This window comes from Mycoplasmopsis phocirhinis, from assembly GCF_004216495.1.
Taxonomy (GTDB): Bacteria; Bacillota_I; Bacilli_A; order Mycoplasmatales; family Metamycoplasmataceae; genus Mycoplasmopsis; species Mycoplasmopsis phocirhinis.
The window spans coordinates 327,698-350,493 of record NZ_CP034841.1; the positions used below are offsets into that span (position 1 = coordinate 327,698).

Annotated in this window: 12 protein-coding genes and 2 rRNA genes; 10 read left to right on the forward strand and 4 right to left on the reverse strand. The window is 29.9% G+C overall.

Annotated elements, in window-relative coordinates:
* Positions 1-213 precede the first annotated feature (213 nt).
* The 7 genes from EG856_RS01310 to EG856_RS01340 all read left to right on the forward strand — a co-directional run bounded on the left by EG856_RS01310 (position 214) and on the right by EG856_RS01340 (position 10,913).
* Positions 214-891 carry an ABC transporter permease subunit gene (locus tag EG856_RS01310; RefSeq protein ID WP_130429340.1) on the forward strand — a complete coding sequence of 226 codons (678 nt, stop codon included), beginning with the start codon at positions 214-216 and terminating at the stop codon, positions 889-891.
* Positions 879-1,970 carry an ABC transporter permease subunit gene (locus EG856_RS01315; RefSeq protein WP_130429341.1) on the forward strand — a complete coding sequence of 364 codons (1,092 nt, stop codon included), beginning with the start codon at positions 879-881 and terminating at the stop codon, positions 1,968-1,970. Before EG856_RS01310 ends, EG856_RS01315 begins: the two co-directional genes overlap by 13 nt.
* Positions 1,963-4,077: an OppA family ABC transporter substrate-binding lipoprotein gene (locus EG856_RS01320; RefSeq protein WP_130429342.1), complete on the forward strand. Its 2,115-nt coding sequence runs from the start codon at positions 1,963-1,965 to the stop codon at positions 4,075-4,077. Before EG856_RS01315 ends, EG856_RS01320 begins: the two co-directional genes overlap by 8 nt.
* Positions 4,077-5,966, forward strand: a complete 1,890-nt coding sequence (locus EG856_RS01325) for an MAG3240 family lipoprotein (protein WP_130429343.1) — start codon at positions 4,077-4,079, stop codon at positions 5,964-5,966. The genes EG856_RS01320 and EG856_RS01325 overlap by 1 nt, the downstream gene beginning before the upstream one ends.
* 1 nt (position 5,967) lies before the next feature.
* The gene (locus EG856_RS01330; protein ID WP_130429344.1) at positions 5,968-6,534 is read left to right on the forward strand and encodes a hypothetical protein; all 567 of its coding nucleotides are present in this window, start codon (positions 5,968-5,970) and stop codon (positions 6,532-6,534) included.
* Positions 6,534-7,553 (forward strand): ZIP family metal transporter, encoded by a 1,020-nt coding sequence (locus EG856_RS01335; protein WP_130429345.1) that lies wholly within the window; start codon positions 6,534-6,536, stop codon positions 7,551-7,553. The genes EG856_RS01330 and EG856_RS01335 overlap by 1 nt, the downstream gene beginning before the upstream one ends.
* Before the next feature lie 78 nt (positions 7,554-7,631).
* Positions 7,632-10,913 (forward strand): type I restriction enzyme subunit R domain-containing protein, encoded by a 3,282-nt coding sequence (locus tag EG856_RS01340; RefSeq protein WP_165381417.1) that lies wholly within the window; start codon positions 7,632-7,634, stop codon positions 10,911-10,913.
* A 25-nt stretch (positions 10,914-10,938) separates the two neighbouring features.
* Here the strand turns inward: EG856_RS01340 and EG856_RS01345 are convergent, their stop codons facing one another.
* The gene (locus EG856_RS01345; protein WP_130429347.1) at positions 10,939-11,862 is read right to left on the reverse strand and encodes a site-specific integrase; all 924 of its coding nucleotides are present in this window, start codon (positions 11,860-11,862) and stop codon (positions 10,939-10,941) included.
* Positions 11,863-12,057: 195 nt separating this feature from the next.
* Here EG856_RS01345 and EG856_RS01350 point away from each other — a divergent pair, with 195 nt between their 5' ends.
* Together EG856_RS01350 and EG856_RS01355 are read left to right on the forward strand one after the other, a co-directional pair.
* Complete coding sequence (locus tag EG856_RS01350) at positions 12,058-13,245, forward strand: IS3 family transposase (RefSeq protein ID WP_130429348.1); 1,188 nt, start codon at positions 12,058-12,060, stop codon at positions 13,243-13,245.
* A 214-nt stretch (positions 13,246-13,459) separates the two neighbouring features.
* Positions 13,460-15,115, forward strand: a complete 1,656-nt coding sequence (locus tag EG856_RS01355) for an IS1634 family transposase (protein WP_130429349.1) — start codon at positions 13,460-13,462, stop codon at positions 15,113-15,115.
* 434 nt (positions 15,116-15,549) lie between these two features.
* Here the strand turns inward: EG856_RS01355 and EG856_RS01360 are convergent.
* A 23S ribosomal RNA gene (locus EG856_RS01360) occupies positions 15,550-18,442 on the reverse strand.
* 301 nt (positions 18,443-18,743) lie between these two features.
* Positions 18,744-20,256, reverse strand: a 16S ribosomal RNA gene (locus EG856_RS01365).
* Together the 16S and 23S rRNA genes form the textbook arrangement of a ribosomal RNA operon.
* 498 nt (positions 20,257-20,754) lie before the next feature.
* On the opposite strand from EG856_RS01365, the gene EG856_RS01370 reads away from it, so the two are divergent.
* On the forward strand, positions 20,755-21,807 hold the full coding sequence (locus EG856_RS01370; RefSeq protein WP_268810687.1) for a zinc-dependent alcohol dehydrogenase family protein: 1,053 nt from the start codon (positions 20,755-20,757) through the stop codon (positions 21,805-21,807).
* A gap of 42 nt (positions 21,808-21,849) precedes the next feature.
* Here the strand turns inward: EG856_RS01370 and EG856_RS01375 are convergent, their stop codons facing one another.
* Positions 21,850-22,671, reverse strand: a complete 822-nt coding sequence (locus tag EG856_RS01375) for an HAD family hydrolase (RefSeq protein WP_130429350.1) — start codon at positions 22,669-22,671, stop codon at positions 21,850-21,852.
* Positions 22,672-22,796: the final 125 nt, after the last annotated feature.

The following is a 22,796-nucleotide window of genomic DNA, read 5'->3' on the forward strand; positions in this document are numbered from 1 at the left end:
TATTTGCTAAAAAATATACTAATTAATTTTTTGATAATAATCGTTGTTATATTTCTACTACACTTAACATTTAGTTCAATATTAATTAAAGAACATAATATAAAGCAAAGTCTAAAATATATAAATAATATATTGATGTTTCAATATGGTTATATAGAAAATGTGTTAAATATTAACGTTAGTACTCTCTATTTTTCCTATTTTAATAATACTGTGATTTTAGTTTCGTCAAGTTTTATTATAAGTTTTATTGTTGGTTTTTATTTAGCATATTTGTTAGCACACAAAAATAAAACTATTTCAATTAAATCAATCAATATTTTAATTTTTATATTTAGTTCAATACCAGTTTTTATTTTAGGGCCACTAGCAATAATTTTTAACAAAACACTCAATTTACCAACAGTATATATAGATACATATTTAGGTAGTTATTGACAAAGTTTTTTATCTATTTTCACGCCTATATTAGTTTTGTCACTAGTAATTATTCCTTTAGTAATTGGTTTTAATTACCCAATTTTAAAACAAATAACACAAAGTGAATACTACTCATGAGCTAAAGCGAATGGTTTTTCAAAAAATAAAATATTTTGGAGTGTCATTGTTAGAAATTGAATTAGTGCTGGATTATCAAAACTTGTTTTTATATACATTTATTTAATCACCTATTCAATGATTATCGAAAGATTTTTTTATATTCCTGGACAATCATTTATTTTTCAATATTTAAACAATCCTCAATATTTAAATTTATTAATGTATTCGATTTTATTGAATATTACTTTAATATTTTCTATCAAATCTTTAACAGATTTAATAATTTACATTTTAGATATAAAAAAAATGTATACGTTTGTTAAGATAGGAGTTTATAAATGAAACAAATAAATGATTTTAGATTTAAAAAAAATGTTTTGCTACGTGCTGAAATATTAAACGCACAAAGTGCATTTAAAAGATTTAGTCAAAAATTTTTTAATTCAAAAATAGCAATATTTAGTTTCGTTGCTCTAATTGTAATTTTATTAAGTACTTTTTTTTCTTTTGTTTTTTATAAACACAAACCAGATCAAGCCATCAACAACTCCTTTGCTTTAAATACTGAACTACCTTCAAGTTTAAATGGTTTTAAACATATAATTTTACCTGAAAGTGACGAATTAAATGTCTATCGTGATTTTGCCAAGCAATTTCCAAAATCAGTCTTTATTCAACGAATAATAGATGATAATGACGGTTTAATTAATTACAGTGTAAAATTTAACGCTTATCAAATATTTAATGATAATAACATATATCTTTTAGGCACAAATTCACAAGGAATTGACATCTATGCCAGAATTATTTATTCTTTTGCTAATTTACTTTTAATTTCAACTTTATCTGTATTAATTTCAATATTTTTATCAATATTTATTGGCGGATTAATCGCAACACATTTTAAAAAGGAAATAGCAAAAATATTCGACAAAATTTTTACAACTTTTGCTCTTATACCATACATCTTATTCTCATTATTTTTGTTTTTAGTTCTAGACCCTAATATAATTAATTCAATTGTAATTTTTAGCACTATTTCAACTATTTCACTTTCAATAACTGCTTATCAAAAAAGCGTTCAAATTTTACAAAACGAATTCATCAATGCAGAAAAAGCAATTGGCTTTAGTCAGTGACATATATTTTCAAAAACTTTAATAAAACCTTTATTTTTCAATATTTTAATTCTAGCTATTGAACAAATATCTTTAACTTTTATTTCTTATTCAGCTATCTCAATTTTTAATTTAAATAAAACTAAATTGTTACTGGGACTTATAATTTTAGAGGCTTTAAATCTTTTTGAAATTAACCCTTCATATATCATTACAATCTCTTTATTAATTACTATATATATCTTTAGCTTAAAAAATATAGCTTTTGAACTAAATAGAGCATACATCAACCAAAGAGGTGAAAATGCGTAAAAAAATAATCCTTTCTCTTATTACTTGCTCAACATTACCTTTAGTAGCATTTTCATGTTCAAAAACTCATACAGCTAAAAATATTTTTATTATTGAAAAAAATGAAGCTAACAATAATTATAATAATGTACCAAAACTAGGTGGCATTTATGCTAAAAGAAATTCACTTCATGATTCACTTAGTGGTAATTATTTGTTACGTTATAAATATATCGGTGAAGCAAAATATGATTATTTAAATAACTATTTTTTCGCAGATGGAATTAGTGCCAAATATTTAAAATTTGGCCTAATTAATAAAATTCAAATTATTGACAATAATCAAAATATTTCAGTGTTTGATAGTGATGATGATATTGAATTTAAAGTCCCAAAAAATTTAATTAAACGAGACATAAATAGAGGTTTTAAAAATTACATTTATTCTTTAGTTTCTCCAAACCCACGCTCAATAAATTCACAAAATTTTACAAATAAATTACAACAAGCAAAGAGTATTAAATTTTATTTTAAACCGAACCAATTTTGATTTGATAAACAAGGAAAACAAACTCAATTTAAGGTATTGCCTAATGATTTATTAAATTCACTTCGTAATGCGAATTTAAATGAGCAACAAACACAAAATTTAACACTATTCGGTTTTGATATTAATTTAGTTAGTCAAAATAATTTCACTAATGATTATGCTCAATTTAATATTTCAAAAATTGACAATATTGAGTTATTTTTAAACGAAATTATTGAAAATAAATTATTTTCTGCTTATAAACCAAATTATTATGCTGGTGCATTTTATTTAAGTTCAAATGATTTAAAACATACAAAATATATTGCTTTGACAAATTCAGATATTAAACAAGTTATTATAAAATACAACCCAGCTGGCCAAACAGATAACCAAACACATAGAATTCATATTCTCAATGAATATGAGCAAGGTTTAGTTTCGAGCCAAGATATTTCAATTTTTAACGACGCACAACAAAATAATTTAATTAGGAAATTTAAGTCAGGAAATAAAAATATTAAATTAAATATTTTAAAAACAAAAAATGATTCCCAAAACAAATATTTAAGTTTTAATTTAAAGCCTAATTCAAGCCAAATTGACCCGCTGTATAGAATGTTAATGTATGGAACAAACAATAATTCAGGTATTAATTGAAATCATTTTTACCAAGGTCTTGGTTTTGAATTTCGCAATAATATTACTCAAATAATCAATAAATTTTCTTTAAATTTTATAGTTGCTAAAACTCAATATTATGATAATTTTATTTCGCCAGACGCAAATATTTCCAACGCTAAAAACACAAATTATTTAAAAATCATTGACGCAATTGATCACATAAATGAAAACGCACTCTTTCTTGATAAAAAAATTTATAAATATTATGCAGAACAAAATAAAAATCACTTTTTTAGTAAAGATAGTTATTTAGATATTTATAAACAATTACAATCACCATGATATAGCTCAATTAAAAATAATATTACTCGTATTTTAAATAAATTTTATCTAACATTAAATAATGAGCAAAAAAGTAAAAAAATTCATTTTGTTATTCCTTTAAATATTCAAAAAATAGAAACAAAAATGTTAAATATCCTTAATGAAATTTTCAATAGCATTGACCCACGTTTAGTAATTAAAATTGTTGATTTAAACAATAATTTAACCAAACAATATTACTCAATTTTTAACATTAATTCGCAAAATACAATAGATTATTTAGTTGATTTGATTGAACAACAAAATTTATTAAATGCTTTTAAGTACGTTGATATTAAATTATTTCCCAACTTAAAAAAATTTGCACAGTTTATGCATGCAAATTTAGAGCAACAAGACTTGACAAGCAAAAACAAAAACCTAACTTCAAAACTCAAAAAAGCCGTTTTTGATTTTCACACACAATTTAATTATTTTGATATTATTAAAATTATTAATGAAATAAAAATACTTTATTCAGTTCCGTATAATATTGATTCAAATGTTGATTTAGCAAATTTTAAATATGAATTAATACAACCTTGATTTTCAAAACCAACTCGCGAAGATGAATTAATTTATTTTGAAGATATTAAATTAAGAAAGGATTAATGAAAAAACAATTATTTATATTAACTTCTATATTTTCATTACCTATTGTAGCTGCAAGTTGCAATAATAATTTTAGTATTCAAATCAATAATAAAATTGAATATGGAGTTTTTCACAATAATTTACTTAATTCATACACCAAAGATCAACTTCAAATTATTAATCAATATACACCTATTTTTGTTTCAAAAGAAAATAAAATTAATTCCCAAGATATAATTTTTGAACAAAACAACATCTTAATCAACAAAGATAATAAAAAAGAGAAAATAACTAAATTCATACCAAAATTTAAATATTTACAGCCTTTAAAATTACATTTTGTCAATAATGGAGATTTTAAATATATACAAGGTGACCACTCTTTAGATAATTTAGACAGTTATGATGTTTTATTTGAAAAATATGATTACATTTTTGAACAAACTCAAGCAAACTGACCGGATATATTTAGTATTTTTAGACGTATCGCTTCTTCAGAATTAAACGATGCTTTAAATATTTTGAATCCTAATTTTATCAGTGCTCGTTGAATGCGCGCAAAAGCTTGAATTAAAAACGAAGAACAGATAAAATATTGGGAAGATTTAATACTCTTGGAATTAAAACGATTTCAATTTTCAAATTTAAAGCCAATCGCAAAAGTTAAAATTACACCAGTTAGTTACATCGAAGAAATTAGAAATGACGAATTTGTTAATGCTCCAATAATTAAAATAGATTTTTTAAATGAAAATGGCGAATCTTTATTGAGCAAAAACATTAGAGAACAAGAATGAATAATTGGTTTTAAAAATAATGATTTTTTACTAAAAAATAACACCGAAAATCAACAAACATATAAATCACTATTTCGCGATTATAATTCTAAAAGTAATTTTAATCACACTTTGAATATTGACGATGATGAAATCTTGTTTAATGAATATGTAAATGCTTACTTTGGTTCGCAAACTCTTTTATCATACACAAATCCATTAGCATTAACTGATAATCAATATGAATTTTACGTAAACCCAAGTTTTAATTTCAATAAAGCCACAGCACGCTCATTTTTGTGATTTTTAAATAACGATGAACAATACTTCAATTTAGAAGTTCCTCCGTGAAGAAAACATATTGATGCTAAATACGAAATTATAGATAAAAAAATCAATAACGAATATTTAAATGCTACAAATTCACTAATCGAATTAAAAATTAAAGTTACAACAAAACATGGCGAAATTAAATATTTCAAATGGTATTCAATCGACATTAATGCTCACTATCACACATTTGCTCAATATAAAATAACACCGGATTTAAATTTCAAAAACCCAATATTATATGGTTGAAAAGAAGGACTGCCTAAAGAACAAAAAAATTTGGTCAAAAAAGTAATTGACCCTAATGTATTTTTTGAGCAAATTTTATTGAAGTTAATGAGCATTCAAGTTTACCGCTTTAAAGATAATTTAACCCTTTTTGACAATGTTCCAATGTCAAAATTTGAAGCGCACCGGGTTAAAAATCGCAAAATAATAATTCAAACACTTAAAACTTTATTAGGTTTAGACGTTTTTAAATATTTAATTGGCTTAAATACAGATCAAAATACTTGAATTGACGATATAAGTGTTCAATTTAATGGTTTATGTGATGAACCTGGTTGTGTACTTTTAAAAGTTGATTTACTAGATAAAAATAAAAATTCATTACTTAACTTACAAAATCAAAAAAAAATAATAAAATGATATGGGTTTAATGGTGCTGATAACACCTCGATTAACAAGCAAATAAGCAAAAACAATATTGAAGATTTAACTCTTGAGTATTTATTTAAAAATAATAATGAAAAATTAACTAATGCAAATAATATTATTGATTATTTCGCATGAAAGGAATAGTATGAAAAAATGAATAAAATCATTCATACCACTTCTTTCTTTTACGCCTGTGGCTTTAAGTGTTTCATGTTCATTAAATGGAACATATACAAAAGTTGAAGGCAAAATTAATTTTGAACAGCTTGATGAACAAAATTTTAAAAATATTAAAGAAGATAGTGTGCGAATTGAATGAAAAAATAATTATAGCGAACAATTAATTAACAATATTGTTATACCGGAATTAAATAACATTAATTCCCAGCAACAAGCAATTGATTTTGTTCAAAAATATTTTTTAATTAAATTAATTGCTAAAAGACCGCATCAAGGTTGAGATGGCAACGGCAATTTTTCTCATATCCATGAAGAAGTAATTAATAACGTGTTTCAAGACCACGATAAAGTTTTAAAATTTGAAATTTATCTTGAAAATAAAGATTCACTTTTTTTAAACTACAATAAAGACAAAAAAACAATATCATTCAAGGCTCAATTAGCCTCACAAAATGCCGAAAAAGACAATAACAAACGTCCTTTATATTACTTGGAACATAATTTTGAAATCAGTACTAAAGGAACTAAATAATGAATAATTATTTGTATAAAATCTATAATTATTTAGCAAAAACTCCTCTTTCCGATATTGGCACTAAATTCATTTTTGGTTTAATTGTGTCTTTAATTTTACTTTCAATTCCAATTATCATTGCTGCCGTAGTTCCACTATTTATCAAAAAACCAAAAAAAGAATTTTCAATATATTTGTATTCTTTTATAACTGGAATGTTTATTATTTTAGGCTCATTTGGTTATTTACGCGAAGCTATTGAAATTACAAGTAGCGGCAGAGGTCTAAAAGGTGATAATATCGCTGTTTCAAACATTTATTTATACAATATTTTAGTAATTGTAGGTGGTTCGCTACTGGGTATTATCAGTGCTTTCACAATCAAATATATTGTTTATGCAACAATTAAAAGAAAATATAACTTAAAAAATTCTGTATTCATCCACACTCACGAAGCTGGTCATCACCACGGCGAAAAAGAACACCAACACACACACGGCGATCATATTTGAAACACTAATGATTTAGCCGAAGTTGAAGCTAAACAATATAAACAAAAAAATAAATGAACTGCGCTTATATTATTGTTAGGACACCGCATACCAGAAGGTTTATTAATCGGTATAAGTTTATTTAATTTAATTCACAACCAAAATATCAACGCAATTTCAATCGCTTTTTTTATTTCATTTGTAATGCACACTATTCCCGAAGAAATTGTGTTTTATTATCGCCAAAGAGAAATGGGAATTAAACCTTTTTACGCAGTATTAAATTCAATTGCAGGTTTAGCTTTAATTATCCCATTTATATTTATAGGTATTTTTGGAGCTGAATTTTTAGAAAAAATTCCTGCCCTAAAAGCATTTATTACCGCCACAATAGGTTCAGTAATGGTCTTTACGGCAATGGTGGAATTTTTACCCGAATTTTATCATAATAATTTAGAGAAGAAAAAATGGTTTATTACACTATTTATGTTTTTTTTGGGCATTATTTTTACCATTTTTGTGCTTTCATTTCACACCCACGGATAGACAATCATAGACACATTGAGTGTCTATTTTTGTTTAAAATCAGTATAATTACATTAAAGAATTAAAATGGAGGATAAAATGCCGCAATTTTTTAATGATGAAAAAGATTTTCAAAGTGCTTTAATTGAAAAATTAATTACTGAAGGTAAGTGAAAAAATACCTCTCAACAACACTTACCAAACAAATTAAATCATGTTAGCGAAGAAGATATTTGACAAAATTGACGTCAGATCTTAAACCAAATGAACCAAAACGAGTTGGAGGGTTATCCATTAACCGACGAGGAATTTGAACAAATTAAAACACGAGTTAATTCAATGACGGCTAAAATTTCTTCTGCTAACGAGGCGTTAAAATACGGAATAATCTCTTTTAAACGGCTTGAAAAAAGAAGCGAAAGATTTGGCAACGAAATCCAATTGCGTTTTTTTAAACAAGGAATAATCAATCCAGCCGATAATATTTACCAAATTGCTAGTGAAGTATCAATTAAGCGTGCTGATATAAAAAAACGTCTTGATTTAGTATTATTGATTAATGGTCTTCCGCTTTATCACATTGAATTAAAACGAAGTGCCAACTTATTTAGTGACGCAGTAAATCAAATTAAAAATTATCATAGAGATAAAGTGTATCAAGGAATTTTTGGTTTTGTTCACGTTTTAGTCGCAATGACACCTACTAAAATGCAATATTGACCAAATGCAACTAAACACGAACAATTTGATACTAGTCGTAAAAACGCTACCAGTTGGGCAAATTTAAAAAATGAAAAAATTAATAATTGAGAAATAATTGCAAAACAATTTTTAAGTATTCCAGCCTCACATAAATTAGTGCAAAATTATTCAATTGGTAACAACGAAGATGATGAATTAATTTTGCTGCGTAGTTATCAATTTCACGCTGTGGAAAAAATACTAGCAAAATTTAAGCCGGGTGGAGATGGTGTTTGAAATGATTCAAACTATAACAATAACTCTTTAAAAGCAGGTTATGTTTGACACACAACTGGTTCTGGTAAAACTTTAACAAGTTTTATAGTTTCGCGTCTATTATTAGATTATAAATTTGCTGATGGTGTCATTTTTGTTGTTGATAGAATTGCGTTAAATAATCAAACTCAAAGAGAGTTTAACCGGTTTGAAAATCGAACAAAAGAAGAAGCAAGCAAAGTTAATGTGCCAAAAAATTCAACCGAATTACTAAAAGTTTTGGCTACTAAAGATAATAAAATAATCATTACTACAATCAATAGACTCAATAAAACGATTCATGAAAATGAAGATAAATCTAGTTTTACAAAATTTAAAGATAAAAAATATGTTTTTATTTTTGACGAAGCACATCGTTCTACTTCTGGCTCACAATTAAGCACAATAATTCAGTGATTTTCAGCTTCAGCTATTTTAGGTTTTACCGGAACACCTATTTTTGAAAAAAACTCCAAAAACAATTTAACAACCGAAGATATTTTTGGCAAAGACAGATTGCATCAATATACAATTTCGGATGGAATTAAAGATAAAAAAGTTTTAAAATTTGCAATTGACTATATAACTTTTCCCGAAGTCATTACCTTTTTTACTTGAATCAAACAAAATAACAAATTAATAAATCAAAATAGTGAAGAAGAATTACAGCAAAAAGTAGATGAATTTAGACAAAATTACCCACAAATTCACGAAGAATTCAATAATTCAACTGATAGCATTTTTGTTCAAGAATGACAAAGTATCAAATCAATTATGCACATCAACAATGATGATAATGATTTAGCTGATATTGAAGATAAACTTTTAGACCAACAGTATTATCAAAATCGTTTTTATAAAAATAGTGTGGCTAATTTTATTTTAAAAGATTTTTATAACCGTAGTTCACAGCGTAATTTTAGTGCTATTTTTGCCACTTCAAGTATTCAAGAAGCGGTCAATTATTTCAATATGTTTCAACAATTAATTCGCTCCGAGCCAAAATATAATGATTATAAAATCACCGCTATTTTCGACGAAACTATTGATAATACTGGCGATTATGATAAAAATAATTTCAAAAAAGACGCGATTGAAAAAATTATTCAAAAATATAACGAGGATTTTAAAACAAATTTCAATATCGACACATATAAAGATGGTTTTAAAAACGATATTTTACAAAGATTAGCTCGCAAAGGTCCATATAACAATTTAATATTTAAACGAGGTAATAAAAAAGAAATTGATAATAAAAAAATAGATATTGTAATTGTTGTATCCCAATTATTAACCGGATATGATTCTAAATATATAAATACAGTTTATTTTGACAAAATGGTAAAAATGGAAAATTTAATCCAGGCGTTTTCACGAACAAATAGAATTTTAAACGCAGCAAATTATGATGAAAAAAAACACGGCAATATTGTTTGTTTTAAAGCTGCGCAAAGAATGAAATCAAATGTCAAAGAAGCTTTTTTAGAATATGCTCACGCAAAAGATCTAGATGAAATTCAAACTGTAAGTGATTTAGAATTGGTTTTAAACCAAATCCATATTTATCAAGATATAAAAAAGATATTGACAAAAATTGCTTATACCGACGAAAATGAAAACATTGTAATTCTTTTTGATGATGAAAATAACAATGATATTGAAACAAGAAAAGAATTTAGCAATTTAGCCGAAAAAGTAACAAAATTAGTTCGCAACGATAATTCTTTGACAATCAGAAATTCACTAAATAAATTAAAAAATGAACAAGAATACGAACAATACCAAAGCAATATTAATGAAATTAAGCAAATAATTCCGCGTTTAAAAAGTGCTATTCGTAGTGTGGATATTAATGAAATTTATCAATCAAGCCAAACTCAACTTTTAGATACATCTACTGTTGTGTTGAATTTAAATGAAATAGATTTTATTATTAAAAGCGAAATAACAGATATTGAATGACTAAAAAATCTAAACGAACAAATTTTGCAAAATGCTGATAAATTTGAAATTATAGAAAAATTAAGAAATGTTTTAACCAACGAACAAATTAATATAATAATAAATAATTGAGACAATATTAAATCAGGTAATAATCTTATTGAAATTTTAAAATCACATGAGCGCCAAAAAATTGAAAATTACGCACTTAAATTTAACCTAGATTTTACTCAAGTATGAAACTTATATAACCGTAGTCAAAATATTGACGAAAATAACGGTTGAAATGATTTAATACAAGACTGAAACATAAGTACTGAAGTTAAAAATTATTGCAAAAATTTATACAAAAACTACCGAGGTTTAATCACTGATTTAAGGGTTCAAAAACTAGCGCGGGCTGAACTAGAAAAATTGCGCCAAACTAAAAATAACGATTTTTAGTCGTTATTTGTGGGTAATAATATAGTTAAAATAAACTAGATATCGATCGCATTACTAAATCGATATCTTTATTTTCTAATTCATTAATAATATGTAAATATATTTTTTCAGTAGTATTCATGCTAGAATGTCCCAAACGTTTAGCCACCGATGCAATCGAAACACCTGCGTATAATAATATTGATGCGTGCGTATGTCTTAACCCGTGAATTGAGATAACGGGTATATTTGCTTTTTTGCAGCGACGCTCTAAAATATCGTTAATTGTGGAGTTAAATATTTTTTTCTCATCGACAAAAATTGGTTTATCTTGAGCCAAATTTCTAATTAACATTGCAAATTGCGAAGTTGTTAATCAATCTAATTGCACTTTGCGAATAGAAGATTTATTTTTAGTTGGTGCAAAACCATCATGGTCTTTATAATTTCAAGTTTTAGTAATATTTAGTTGTTGTTTATTAAAATCAAAATCAGCCGGTGTAATTGCGAGTGCTTCGGAAAATCTTAAGCCGGTTTTAGCAATCAATAAAATCAATCAATCAAAATTGATTGTATCATTAAGATTGAGTGTTTTTATCAATAACTGTAATTCAAATTGACTTAAAAATTTAATTTTTTTGTTTTTGGATGGCATTTTGCCTTTAATAACCACTTTACGTGTGGGATCAATACGCAATAAGCCATCATCAAAAGCATCCAAAAGACAACTTTTGAGTTGGTGGTGAAAATCCATTGTTGTTTGACGTTCGTGGAATTCAGCATATTCGTTTAAAATTTTTTGATAAGTTATGCGATCTAGATCACATAATTTTAATTCCGGGCATATTCTAATTAATCAGTCAAGCGTTGTTAAATATTTATTAAAAGTTATTTTTCTAATTGAGCCTTTTTTATAAATGTCGATTCAATTTTGAAAGTATTTGTAAAATTTTATTTCGTTTTTTTTCATTTTTGCCTTTCTACCCACGCAAAATATAATACCTTACAACATCAATATGTTAATTTAAGCATTTAAAAAATGAGCTTTTCTAAAGGTGGACAACAAAAATTAACATTGTAAAGTGTTAATTTTTTGTACACAACCCATAGAGGGTGGGGTATACCCCACCAAAAATCAAAAAAACAAAAATTGAAAGGACTAAATATGTCAAGACATTTAAAAATGGAGGAATTCGATTTAATCTTTGAGGTTTACCAAAAACATGGAAAATCACAAGCTATAAAAACACTTTGAAATATCTCTCCAAAAACAAAATTAGTTAAGAAAAAATATCTTGCAGTAAGAATTGCTAAAATAATAAAATATTATAATTTAGGCGTGAAAGAAAAATTATTAACTAAAAAAGGCAAAGACAGAAAACCAGGTAGCGGAAGACCTAGAAAAGAACCAAATTTTGATTGAGATATTTTTGACAGAAATGATCTAATTGAAATCGCAAAAAGATATTATGAAATAACAAACCAAAAACCCAAAAAAGAGAAAAAAGAAGAAGCTAAAAATTTAAAAATCCAATTTATTAAACTAGCATTGTTTTTTAGTCTTTGTAGACAAACCATTTCTAATGCGAAAGTTAAACAAAATACAGAAAAAACAATTCCTCATTCAAAAATTATAGTTGAAGCATTTGAAGCAAATAAAGGCAGATTTGGCAGAAAAAAGCTAAGTATTTATATATTTAATCAATATAATATACACATAAATGACAGAACTTTAGGCAGATATTTAAATCAATTAAATCTTAAATGCAAGCTAAGACAAAAAAGAAAAAGAAAAGAAATTAAAAACACAAAATGCCAGATCCCAAATACCGTTCAAAGAGATTATAACGATAACCAAAATAGAAATATTTTCGCCACAGATGTTTCATACATAAATGCCCCAAAAGATGTGCGTGAAAATCACGTATATTTATCTGCTATCATCAATCACAAAACTAAAAAAATTGTGGGTTTTAGATTAAGCAAAAATAATAATCTAGATTTTGTTTTAGATAATATTAACGATATTCAAAACGAAAATTTTGATAAATTTATCGTTCATTCGGATCATGGTTTTCAATATACAAATCAAGAATACATTAATAAAATTATAAAATTCGGCGGGACAGTTTCAATGTCTAGAGTTGGCAATTCTTTAGATAATAGAGAAATTGAATATTGATTTGGTGTGATTAAAACTGAATTATTAAATGATTTAGATTACACAAAAATTACTTTTGATGAATTAAATGATAAAATTAAGGAATATATTTTTTGATATAACAACGAAAGAATACAATCAAATTTAGGATGAAAAACGCCACAACAAATTGCTATGGCGTTCGCTAATTAAAAATGTTAATATTTTTTGTCCATGTTTAAATTAATAATTTTTTTAATTTCATAAGCCACGATTAATATTAGGCCTAGCGATATTGAACTAACAATTTATCCCGAGTTTCCAAGTTAGGGGTCATTTTTTAGCTTTTTTCGCCATCTTTATACTAAAGTATAAAAAAATTTTTTTAAATTACAAAATTACATTGTAATTATGATATAATTTAACTATGGAAAAATGGGTTATAACACAATCAAAAAGAAAAGATAAAACATATGTCTCGGTCGCAATACCGGCTGGATTTGGAAAAGGTTATAAAAAATCAATTGGAATTGGTAATTTAGAAACATTAAAAACTTTAAATCTAGACCCTATAAACGCCCTTAAGGTTGCGTGTGCTGATTGAAATACTGAATGAAATAAAGAAAAAATATTATCAAAAGTGAAGGAGGTTTTAGCTCAATCTAAAAAAGAAATCCGAAAACAAAATTTTGGTATAAAAGCATTATATGAATTATGTGATAAAATCAACCCTTTCAAATTGTGTGAAAAAAGCAAATCAAAAAATCTTTTAGATATTGCCAAATATATAATCACTTCACGGATCATTAACCAAGATAGTTTGATCAAAATGTATCAACAAAAACATCTTTATGATTTCAATAATGACTTCAAAAAATCTACTTTTTATAATAGTTTAGATTATGTAACCAATAATAAAAATGAAATTTTAAAACAATTAAATAACTCATTAACTTCAAATGCTAGCCGTGATATTGAAGTGTTGTGATATGACTCAACAACAGTGTATTTTGAAAGTTTTGCGAGAAAAGGATTGAGATATCCTGGTTATTCAAAAGACGGAAAATTTAAAGAAGATCAAATAGTAATTGGAATGATTACTGATTGTAATGGAATTCCATTTCATTTCAAAATATTCAAGGGAAATACTGCTGATGTGAACACTTTTATACCTTTTATATTGGAAATACGGGATATTTATAATATAAAAAATGTAACAATTGTCGCGGATAGAGGAATGAGCACAAACCGCAACATACGCTTTTTAGAATCTTTAAACATAGATTACATACTCTCTTATCGTTTGAAATCTAGTACAAAACAAAGAAAAGAATACACAATTAACCAAAACGATTATATTCGTGTAAACAAAGATTTTAAATATAAAGAAATAGAATTCATGTCGCTGTGAAAAAACAAACGGTTCAACGGTCATAAAAGAAGACAAATAATGACCCATAGTAAAAAAAGAGCAGCAAAAGATTTTAATGATCGTATGCAACTGATTGAAATTTTCAATAAAAAACAAAAAAATGGTAGAGTAATTGAAACAGATTTAATAGCTGCCAAAAAGCATAAATTTTTTAAAAAAATTGGAGCAACTTCTTATTATCAATTAGATTTAGAAAAAATTAGTGAAGATGAACAATTTGATGGCTATTATGTCTATGAAACTTCAAGAACAGATCTTAAGCCATTAGATATTGTTGATTTATATCAAAAACAATGACAAATTGAAAATAACTTTAGAAACTTAAAAAATTGTTTAAAAATTAGACCTATGTATGTTTGGAGTGAAAATCATATTGAAGGTTATATTACTTTATGCTTTATTTCATTGGTTTTATTACAGTATGGTTTAAATATTTTGAATAAATATGTTAAAAAACAAACAAAAATTGACAAAAATTATTCAATTTCCAATTATGTAGACGCTATCAAAAATGCCGAAAAAATTCAAATTTTAATTGATAACAAAATTATTAACGAATACAACATTGAAAATACTGATAATGAAAAGGAAACAATGTTATATGAATTAATTGAACAATCAATCAAAAATTACAATGTAATTAAATTATAAAAAATTCCGAAAGTACCTTAAAATGAGGTATTTACGGAATTTTTTAATTTGCAACTTGGAAACTCGGGGCACTTATGTTTATACCATATTAAATTTATACATGATTTTTGTAAATTTCACTTTATCTGTTCCAGATGCTTTAATCGTGATTTTAAATAAAATCATTCTTGAATTTTAATTAGTTTTGTATCGGAAATTATTTGTCTACAAAAGTCAAAAAAGAATGTTAATTTAATAAATTCAATTTTGATTTCTAACTTCTTTTTTTATGTTCATTGGTTCTGTCAAAATTAATGTTAATTTTTGTTGTCGCATTTGATTATCATTATTATTTTTTCATTATAGAAATAAATAAAAAAACTCCATACGGAGCGTGTTCTCTGAAAACTGAATAGTAAGTTTTAAAACTCATTGAAATGTATAAAATACACATTACTTTTAAACCTATCGATTTATTAGTATTGGTCAGCTCAACATATCACTATGCTTACACATCCAACCTATCAACCTCATAGTCTATAAGGAATCTCAAGGGAATACTAATCTTTGAGGAGGCTTCCCACTTAGATGCTTTCAGCGGTTATCCTTTCCGTACTTAGCTACCCAGCTATGCTCCTGGCGGAACAACTGGAACACCAGTGGTACGTCCGTTTCGGTCCTCTCGTACTAAAAACGGCTCTCATCAATATTCCAACGCCCACATCAGATAGGGACCGAACTGTCTCACGACGTTCTGAACCCAGCTCGCGTACCGCTTTAATGGGCGAACAGCCCAACCCTTGGAACCGACTCCAGCTCCAGGATGCGATGAGCCGACATCGAGGTGCCAAACCTTGCCGTCGATGTGATCTCTTGGGCAAGATAAGCCTGTTATCCCCAGGGTAACTTTTATCCGTTGAGCGACTGCCGTTCCATGACGTACAGCCGGATCACTAAGTCCTGCTTTCGCACCTGCTCGACTTGTAAGTCTCACAGTCAAGCACACTTCTACCTTTGCGCTCTACATACGGTTTCTGACCGTATTGAGTGTACCTTTGAACGCCTCCGTTACTCTTTAGGAGGCGACCGCCCCAGTCAAACTACCCACCACGCACTGTCCTCCCACCTGATTATGATGGCAAGTTAGAAACTCAATATAACAAGGGTGGTATTTCAAGGTTGACTCCACTAGAACTAGCGTTCTAGTTTCACTGTCTCCCACCTATCCTACACATGTTAGACCAAATTTCAATACGAAGTTGTAGTAAAGCTCCATGGGGTCTTTTCGTCTTGATGCGGGTACCCAGCGTTTTCACTGGGACCATAATTTCACCGAGTCTAGTGTTGAGACAGTTGAGAGATCATTGCGCCTTTCGTGCAGGTCAGTATTTAGCCGACAAGGAATTTCGCTACCTTAGGACCGTTATAGTTACGGCCGCCGTTCACCCGGGCTTCATTTCAACGCTTCGCGTAAAGCTAACGCATCCACTTAACCTTCGGGCACTGGGCAGGCTTCACCCCCTATACATCACCTTGCGGTTTAGCAGAGAGCTGTGTTTTTGATAAACAGTTGCCCCTCATAATTTTCTGTGGCTCACTTGCGTGAGCACCCCTTCTTGCGAACTTACGGGGTCATTTTGCAGAGTTCCTTAACACTAGTTTTCTCGCTCGCCTTAGAATACTCATCTTGGGGACGTGTGTCCGTTCTCGGTACAGGTTTCCATAATATTAAAGTTTAGAAGCTTTTCTAGGAAGCATGAAATCAACTTGTTGAATTATATTGCTATAATCTATGCGTTGTATCTTCCGGTTAATGAATTGCGGATTTGCCTACAATTCCCAGTGAATACTTGCACCTCAATCCAGTAAGAGGTAAGTTTATCCTTCTCCGTCACTCCATCACTATTATAGAAAGTACAGGAATATTAACCTGTTGTCCATCGACTACGCCTGTCGGCCTCGCCTTAGGTCCTGACTTACCCTGGGTGGACGAACCTTGCCCAGGAAACCTTCCCCAATAGGCGTCGCAGATTCTTACTGCGAATCGTTACTCATACCGGCATTCTCACTTCTTAGCGCTCCACTAGTCTTCACAGTCTAGCTTCACCGCCCTAAGAACGCTCCTCTAACGTACATAAATGTACCCGTGGCTTCGGTTTCGTGTTTTAGTCCCGTTAAATTATTGGCGCAAGGTCTCTTGACTAGTGAGCTATTACGCACTCTTTAAAAGATGGCTGCTTCTAAGCCAACTTCCTAGTTGTTTATGAAACCTCACAACCTTTCTCACTTAACACGAATTTGGGACCTTAGCCGACGATCTGGGTTGTTTCCCTCGCGAGCCGGGACGTTAGCACCCCGGTTCCGACTGCATGGTAATTCATGACGGTATTCAGAGTTTGATTATAGTCAGTACCGCTAGGCGCGGCCATTCCACATTCAGTGCTTTACCACCATCACTTAACACCACACGCTAGCCCTAAAGCTATTTCGAGGAGAACCAGCTATCTCCAAGTTCGATTGGAATTTCTCCGCTATTCACAAGTCATCCGGGCACTTTTCAGCGTACTACGGTTCGGCCCTCCACTTGGTGTTACCCAAGCTTCAGCCTGCTCATGAATAGATCACCTGGTTTCGGGTGTATGCCATCGTACTCAAGCGCCCTATTAAGACTCGATTTCTCTACGGCTCCGCTTTTTTCTGCTTAACCTCGCACGATAACATAACTCGCCGGTCCATACTGCAAGATGTACGCCATCACCCTTAAATGGGCTCTGACTAATTGTAAGTAAGTGGTTTCAGAATCTATTTCACTCCCCTCCCGGGGTTCTTTTCACCTTTCCCTCACGGTACTTGTTCACTATCGGTGTCTGGTTAGTATTTAGCCTTACCGGATGGTCCCGGTAGATTCAGACAGGGTTTCACGTGCCCCGCCCTACTCAGGATACAGTCAAGAGATTAAATAATTTCGCATACAGGGTTATCACCTTCTATGACGCATTTTCCCAAATGCTTCTGCTATCATTTAATTTTGTAACTCTATGTAGACTGTCCTACAACCCCATTATAAAATGGTTTGGGCTTTTTCTCGTTCGCTCGCCGCTACTAAAGAAATCATTTTTTATTTTCTTTTCCTCATGCTACTAAGATGTTTCAGTTCACATGGTATCTCGCTCGACTTCCTATGTATTCAGAAGAAGGCAACTAGGCATTACCCTAGCTAGGTTTCCCCATTCGGAAATCCCCGTTTCGTAGCTTATATCCAGCTCCACGAGGCTTATCGCAGGTAATCACGTCCTTCATCGACTTCCAGACCCAAGGCATCCACCACAAACTCTTACTTATTTAAAAGTATGTTCTTAATTAAATTAATTAAGATTTCCTATTGTTGTTATGATGTGTATTTTAAGACATTTCAATGAGTTATATTAAATAACTACTCGATGAATCAAAACAAATTAACCAAATTAATTTATTATTTGATGTCGTTGTAATATTTTAAAATATTTACTATTCAGTTTTCAAAGAACATATTGAGAGTTGTTCTCTCAAAACTAGATATATTGCTATTGACCTAATAAGCCATGACAATTTATGAAAATAGGTCTGTATTAAGGTTAATATCGATATTAATCGATTTTGTACTCCGTAGAAAGGAGGTAATCCATCCCCACGTTCTCGTAGGGATACCTTGTTACGACTTAACCCCAGTCACCAGTCCTGCCTTAGGCAGTTTGTTAATAAACCGACTTCGGGCATTACCAGCTCCCATGGTTTGACGGGCGGTGTGTACAAGACCCGAGAACGTATTCACCGTAGCGTAGCTGATCTACGATTACTAGCGATTCCGACTTCATGGAGTCGAGTTGCAGACTCCAATCCGAACTGAGACCAGTTTTTTGTGGTTTGCTCACTGTCACCAGGTTGCTTCACTTTGTACTGGCCATTGTAGCACGTGTGTTGCCCCACTCGTAAGAGGCATGATGATTTGACGTCATCCCCACCTTCCTCCCGATTACTCGGGCAGTCTTCTTAGAGTGCTCAACTAAATGTTAGTAACTAAGAATAGGGGTTGCGCTCGTTGCAGGACTTAACCGAACATCTCACGACACGAGCTGACGACAACCATGCACCATCTGTCATTCTGTTAACCTCCACTATATCTCTATAGTTTTGCAGAAGATGTCAAGAGTGGGTAAGGTTCTACGCGTATCTTCAAATTAAACCACATGCTCCACCGCTTGTGCGGGTCCCCGTCAATTCCTTTAAGTTTTATTCTTGCGAACGTACTACTCAGGCGGATCATTTAATGCGTTAGCTGTGCCGACGAGTTCCCCATCAGCTAATGATCATCGTTTAGGGCGTGGACTACCAGGGTATCTAATCCTGTTTGCTCCCCACGCTTTCGTCTCTCAGTGTCAGTGTATGTCCAGTTAGCTGCCTTCGCCATCTTGGTGTTCTTCCTTATATCTACGCATTTCACCGCTTCACAAGGAATTCCGCTAACCTCTACATAACTCTAGTTTACCAGTATCCAACGCGGTTTGGGGTTGAGCCCCAAAATTTAACGCCAGACTTAATAAACAACCTACAGACGCTTTACGCCCAATAATTCCGGATAACGCTTGCAACCTATGTATTACCGCGGCTGCTGGCACATAGTTAGCCGTTGCTTTCTAATAAGGTACATTCAATATAGTGGCATTTCCTACACTATTTTTTATTCCCTTACCACAGCAGTTTACAACCCATGGGGCCGTCATCCTGCACGCTGTGTCGCTCCATCAGACTTTCGTCCATTGTGGAATATTCCCTACTGCTGCCTCCCGTAGGAGTCTGGGCCGTATCTCAGTCCCAGTGTGGCGGTTCAGTCTCTCAACCCCGCTAAACATCATGGCCTTGGTGAGCCGTTACCTCACCAACTAGCTAATGTTGCGCACCCCGCTCCTCCAGCGATGCTTTAAGGCACCTTTTATATTTTAATCATGCGATTAAAATAAGTATTTGGTATTATCAGCTGTTTCCAACTGCTATTCCAAACTGAAGGGTACGTTGAGTACGTGTTACTCACCCATTCGCCGCTAAGTACAAGTACTTCGCTCGACTTGCATGTATTAGGCACACAGCCAGCGTTCATCCTGAGCCAGGATCAAACTCTCGAAAAAATTGACTTTGTCATGTTTATATATCTAGTTTTCAAAGAACAATAAGCAATTTTAGAGCAATTGCTATTCAATAATAGCACAATTTTAAAATAAATAAAATTTTTTTTATTTTTTTAAAAACTACTTATACGACAGATATATCGCCGTGATATAAATATACATTATTATTATAAAAAGCAAAACTTTTTTTCATTTTTTTTGCAAAATAATTAATTTATTTTGAAGTTAATATGTAAAAAAGAGTTCAATATTAATTTTAATATATATTGTAAATGAGAATGTTTATAAAAAATATTAAATTCACCATTTAACTAAATTTATAAAATTAGCTTTTATATTTTTATTTTTAAAGTTAAAGAAATAATTTAAAAATATTCTTGAATTTTTAAAACTAAACAAGATAAATTTTCGCAAAAAACAATCATTTTAAAACAAATTTACTATAATATTTGTGATAAATTTTTTTATCAATCTTAACTTTAGGAGAATACAGATATTATGAAAATGAAAGCATTAGTTTACCATGGCGATCACAAAATTTCGCTAGAAATGGTAGATAAACCAGTTATTCAAAAACCAACCGACGCGATTGTTAAAGTAACTAAAACTACAATTTGTGGTACAGACTTGGGAATTTACAAAGGTAAAAACCCAGAAGTTGCTTCAGGTAGAATTCTAGGACACGAAGGTATTGGTGTTGTTGAATCAGTTGGAGAAGGTGTTTCAAATGTTAAAGTTGGAGACAAAGTTCTAATTTCATGCATCACCCCATGTGGAAAATGTGACAACTGTAGAAAACAATTATATTCACACTGCCGTGAAGAAGAAGGTGGTTGAAAATTTGGTTATATGATCAACGGTACCCAAGCTGAATATGTAAGAGTGCCTTTTGCTGACAATAGTTTATATAAATATCCAGACACAATTTCAGATGAAGTAGCTGTTATGTTATCAGACGCCTTACCAACAGGACACGAAATTGGAGTTAAATACGGTAATGTAAGACCAGGTGATTCAATTGCTATTGTGGGTGCTGGACCAGTTGGAATGGGAGTTTTATTAACTTCACAATTATATTCACCAGCAAACATTATCGTAGTTGATTTTGACGAAAACAGACTAAAATTAGCTAAAGAATTAGGTGCTACTCACACTCTTGTACCTTCGGAAAATTTAGTAGCTGAAGTTCAAAAAATTGTTGGGGCTGATGGTGTCGATGTTGCCATTGAAGCTGTTGGTATGCCACAAACATGAGATACATGCCAAAAAATTGTTAAAGCAGGTGGTCACATCGCTGTAGTTGGAGTACACGGTAAAAAAGTAGACTTTGATGTTCAAAATCTATGAATTAAAAACTTAACCATTACTACCGGTTTAGTTAACACTAACACTACTCCTTTATTAATCAATGGAGTTTCAACTGGTAAATTGCCAGTTTCAAAACTAATTACTCACAAATTTAACTTGAGTGATATGATGAAAGCGTATGAAACTTTCTTAAACGCAGCAGATACTAAAGCAATGAAATTATTAATTGATGCTGAAAAATAATTAATATTAAAAAAATATAAAGTTTCATAGCTTTATATTTTTTTATATTATCTCTTCAATTGCTTTAGCAATTGCATCTGTGTCATTAGCTCCAATAATTTTTTTAGCCACCGCTTTAGCTTCACTAGTTGCATTACCCATCGCAATACCTAAACCAGCATTGCTTAGCATTTCTACATCATTACCAGAATCACCAAAGGCAACTATATTTGAGTGTTTTATATTTAATAATTCACTAACTTTTACTAAACCACTCCATTTATTAATATTTAAGGCATTTATATCAACATAAATTTGATTTGTATGTTTAACTTCGTAATTCTTGCCTAAAAGTAAATGGTATTTTTGATAGGTTTGCAAAATTTCGTTTTTATCACCACGCAAAGCAATTTGAATCAATTGATTTTGATTTAAAAGAGCAAAATTTTGAATTTGATTAGCACTGGCTAAATTTAAAATGTTTTTAAGATCCATTCTATTTTGACTTTGAATTCATATTGCTTTGTCCAAATCGTTAATGTATCACATTGAGTGTTCGGTTGTATCTATTCGTAATAAAAAATCACTTTGTTGTGCTGTTTGAAAAGCCAGATCAAAAACCTCTAAACCTACATTTCCAAAAATAGATATTTGTTTTGTTTTAACTTCATATAAGATGGCACCATTTGAAGCTAAAATAAATTCAAAAAAATTAATTTTTTCACCTAAAGCATTAATTATGTTATTAAGAGCTCGCCCTGTACTAATAACATTAAAATGTCCTTTTTGTTGAGTTTTAATTAAAGCGTTCGCTGTTTGTGGATGTATTAAATTATCTTTAACAAATAAAGTGCCATCTAAATCATAAGCAAATATTTTTTTCATTTTATCTCCTAATAAAATTTTAACAAAACCACGTTTAATTAAATATTAAATAATATCTTAACTCAATAAAGAATCTAAAATTTTTAAAAAATTTAATTTAAACCAAGCAAACAAAAATTTTTTTG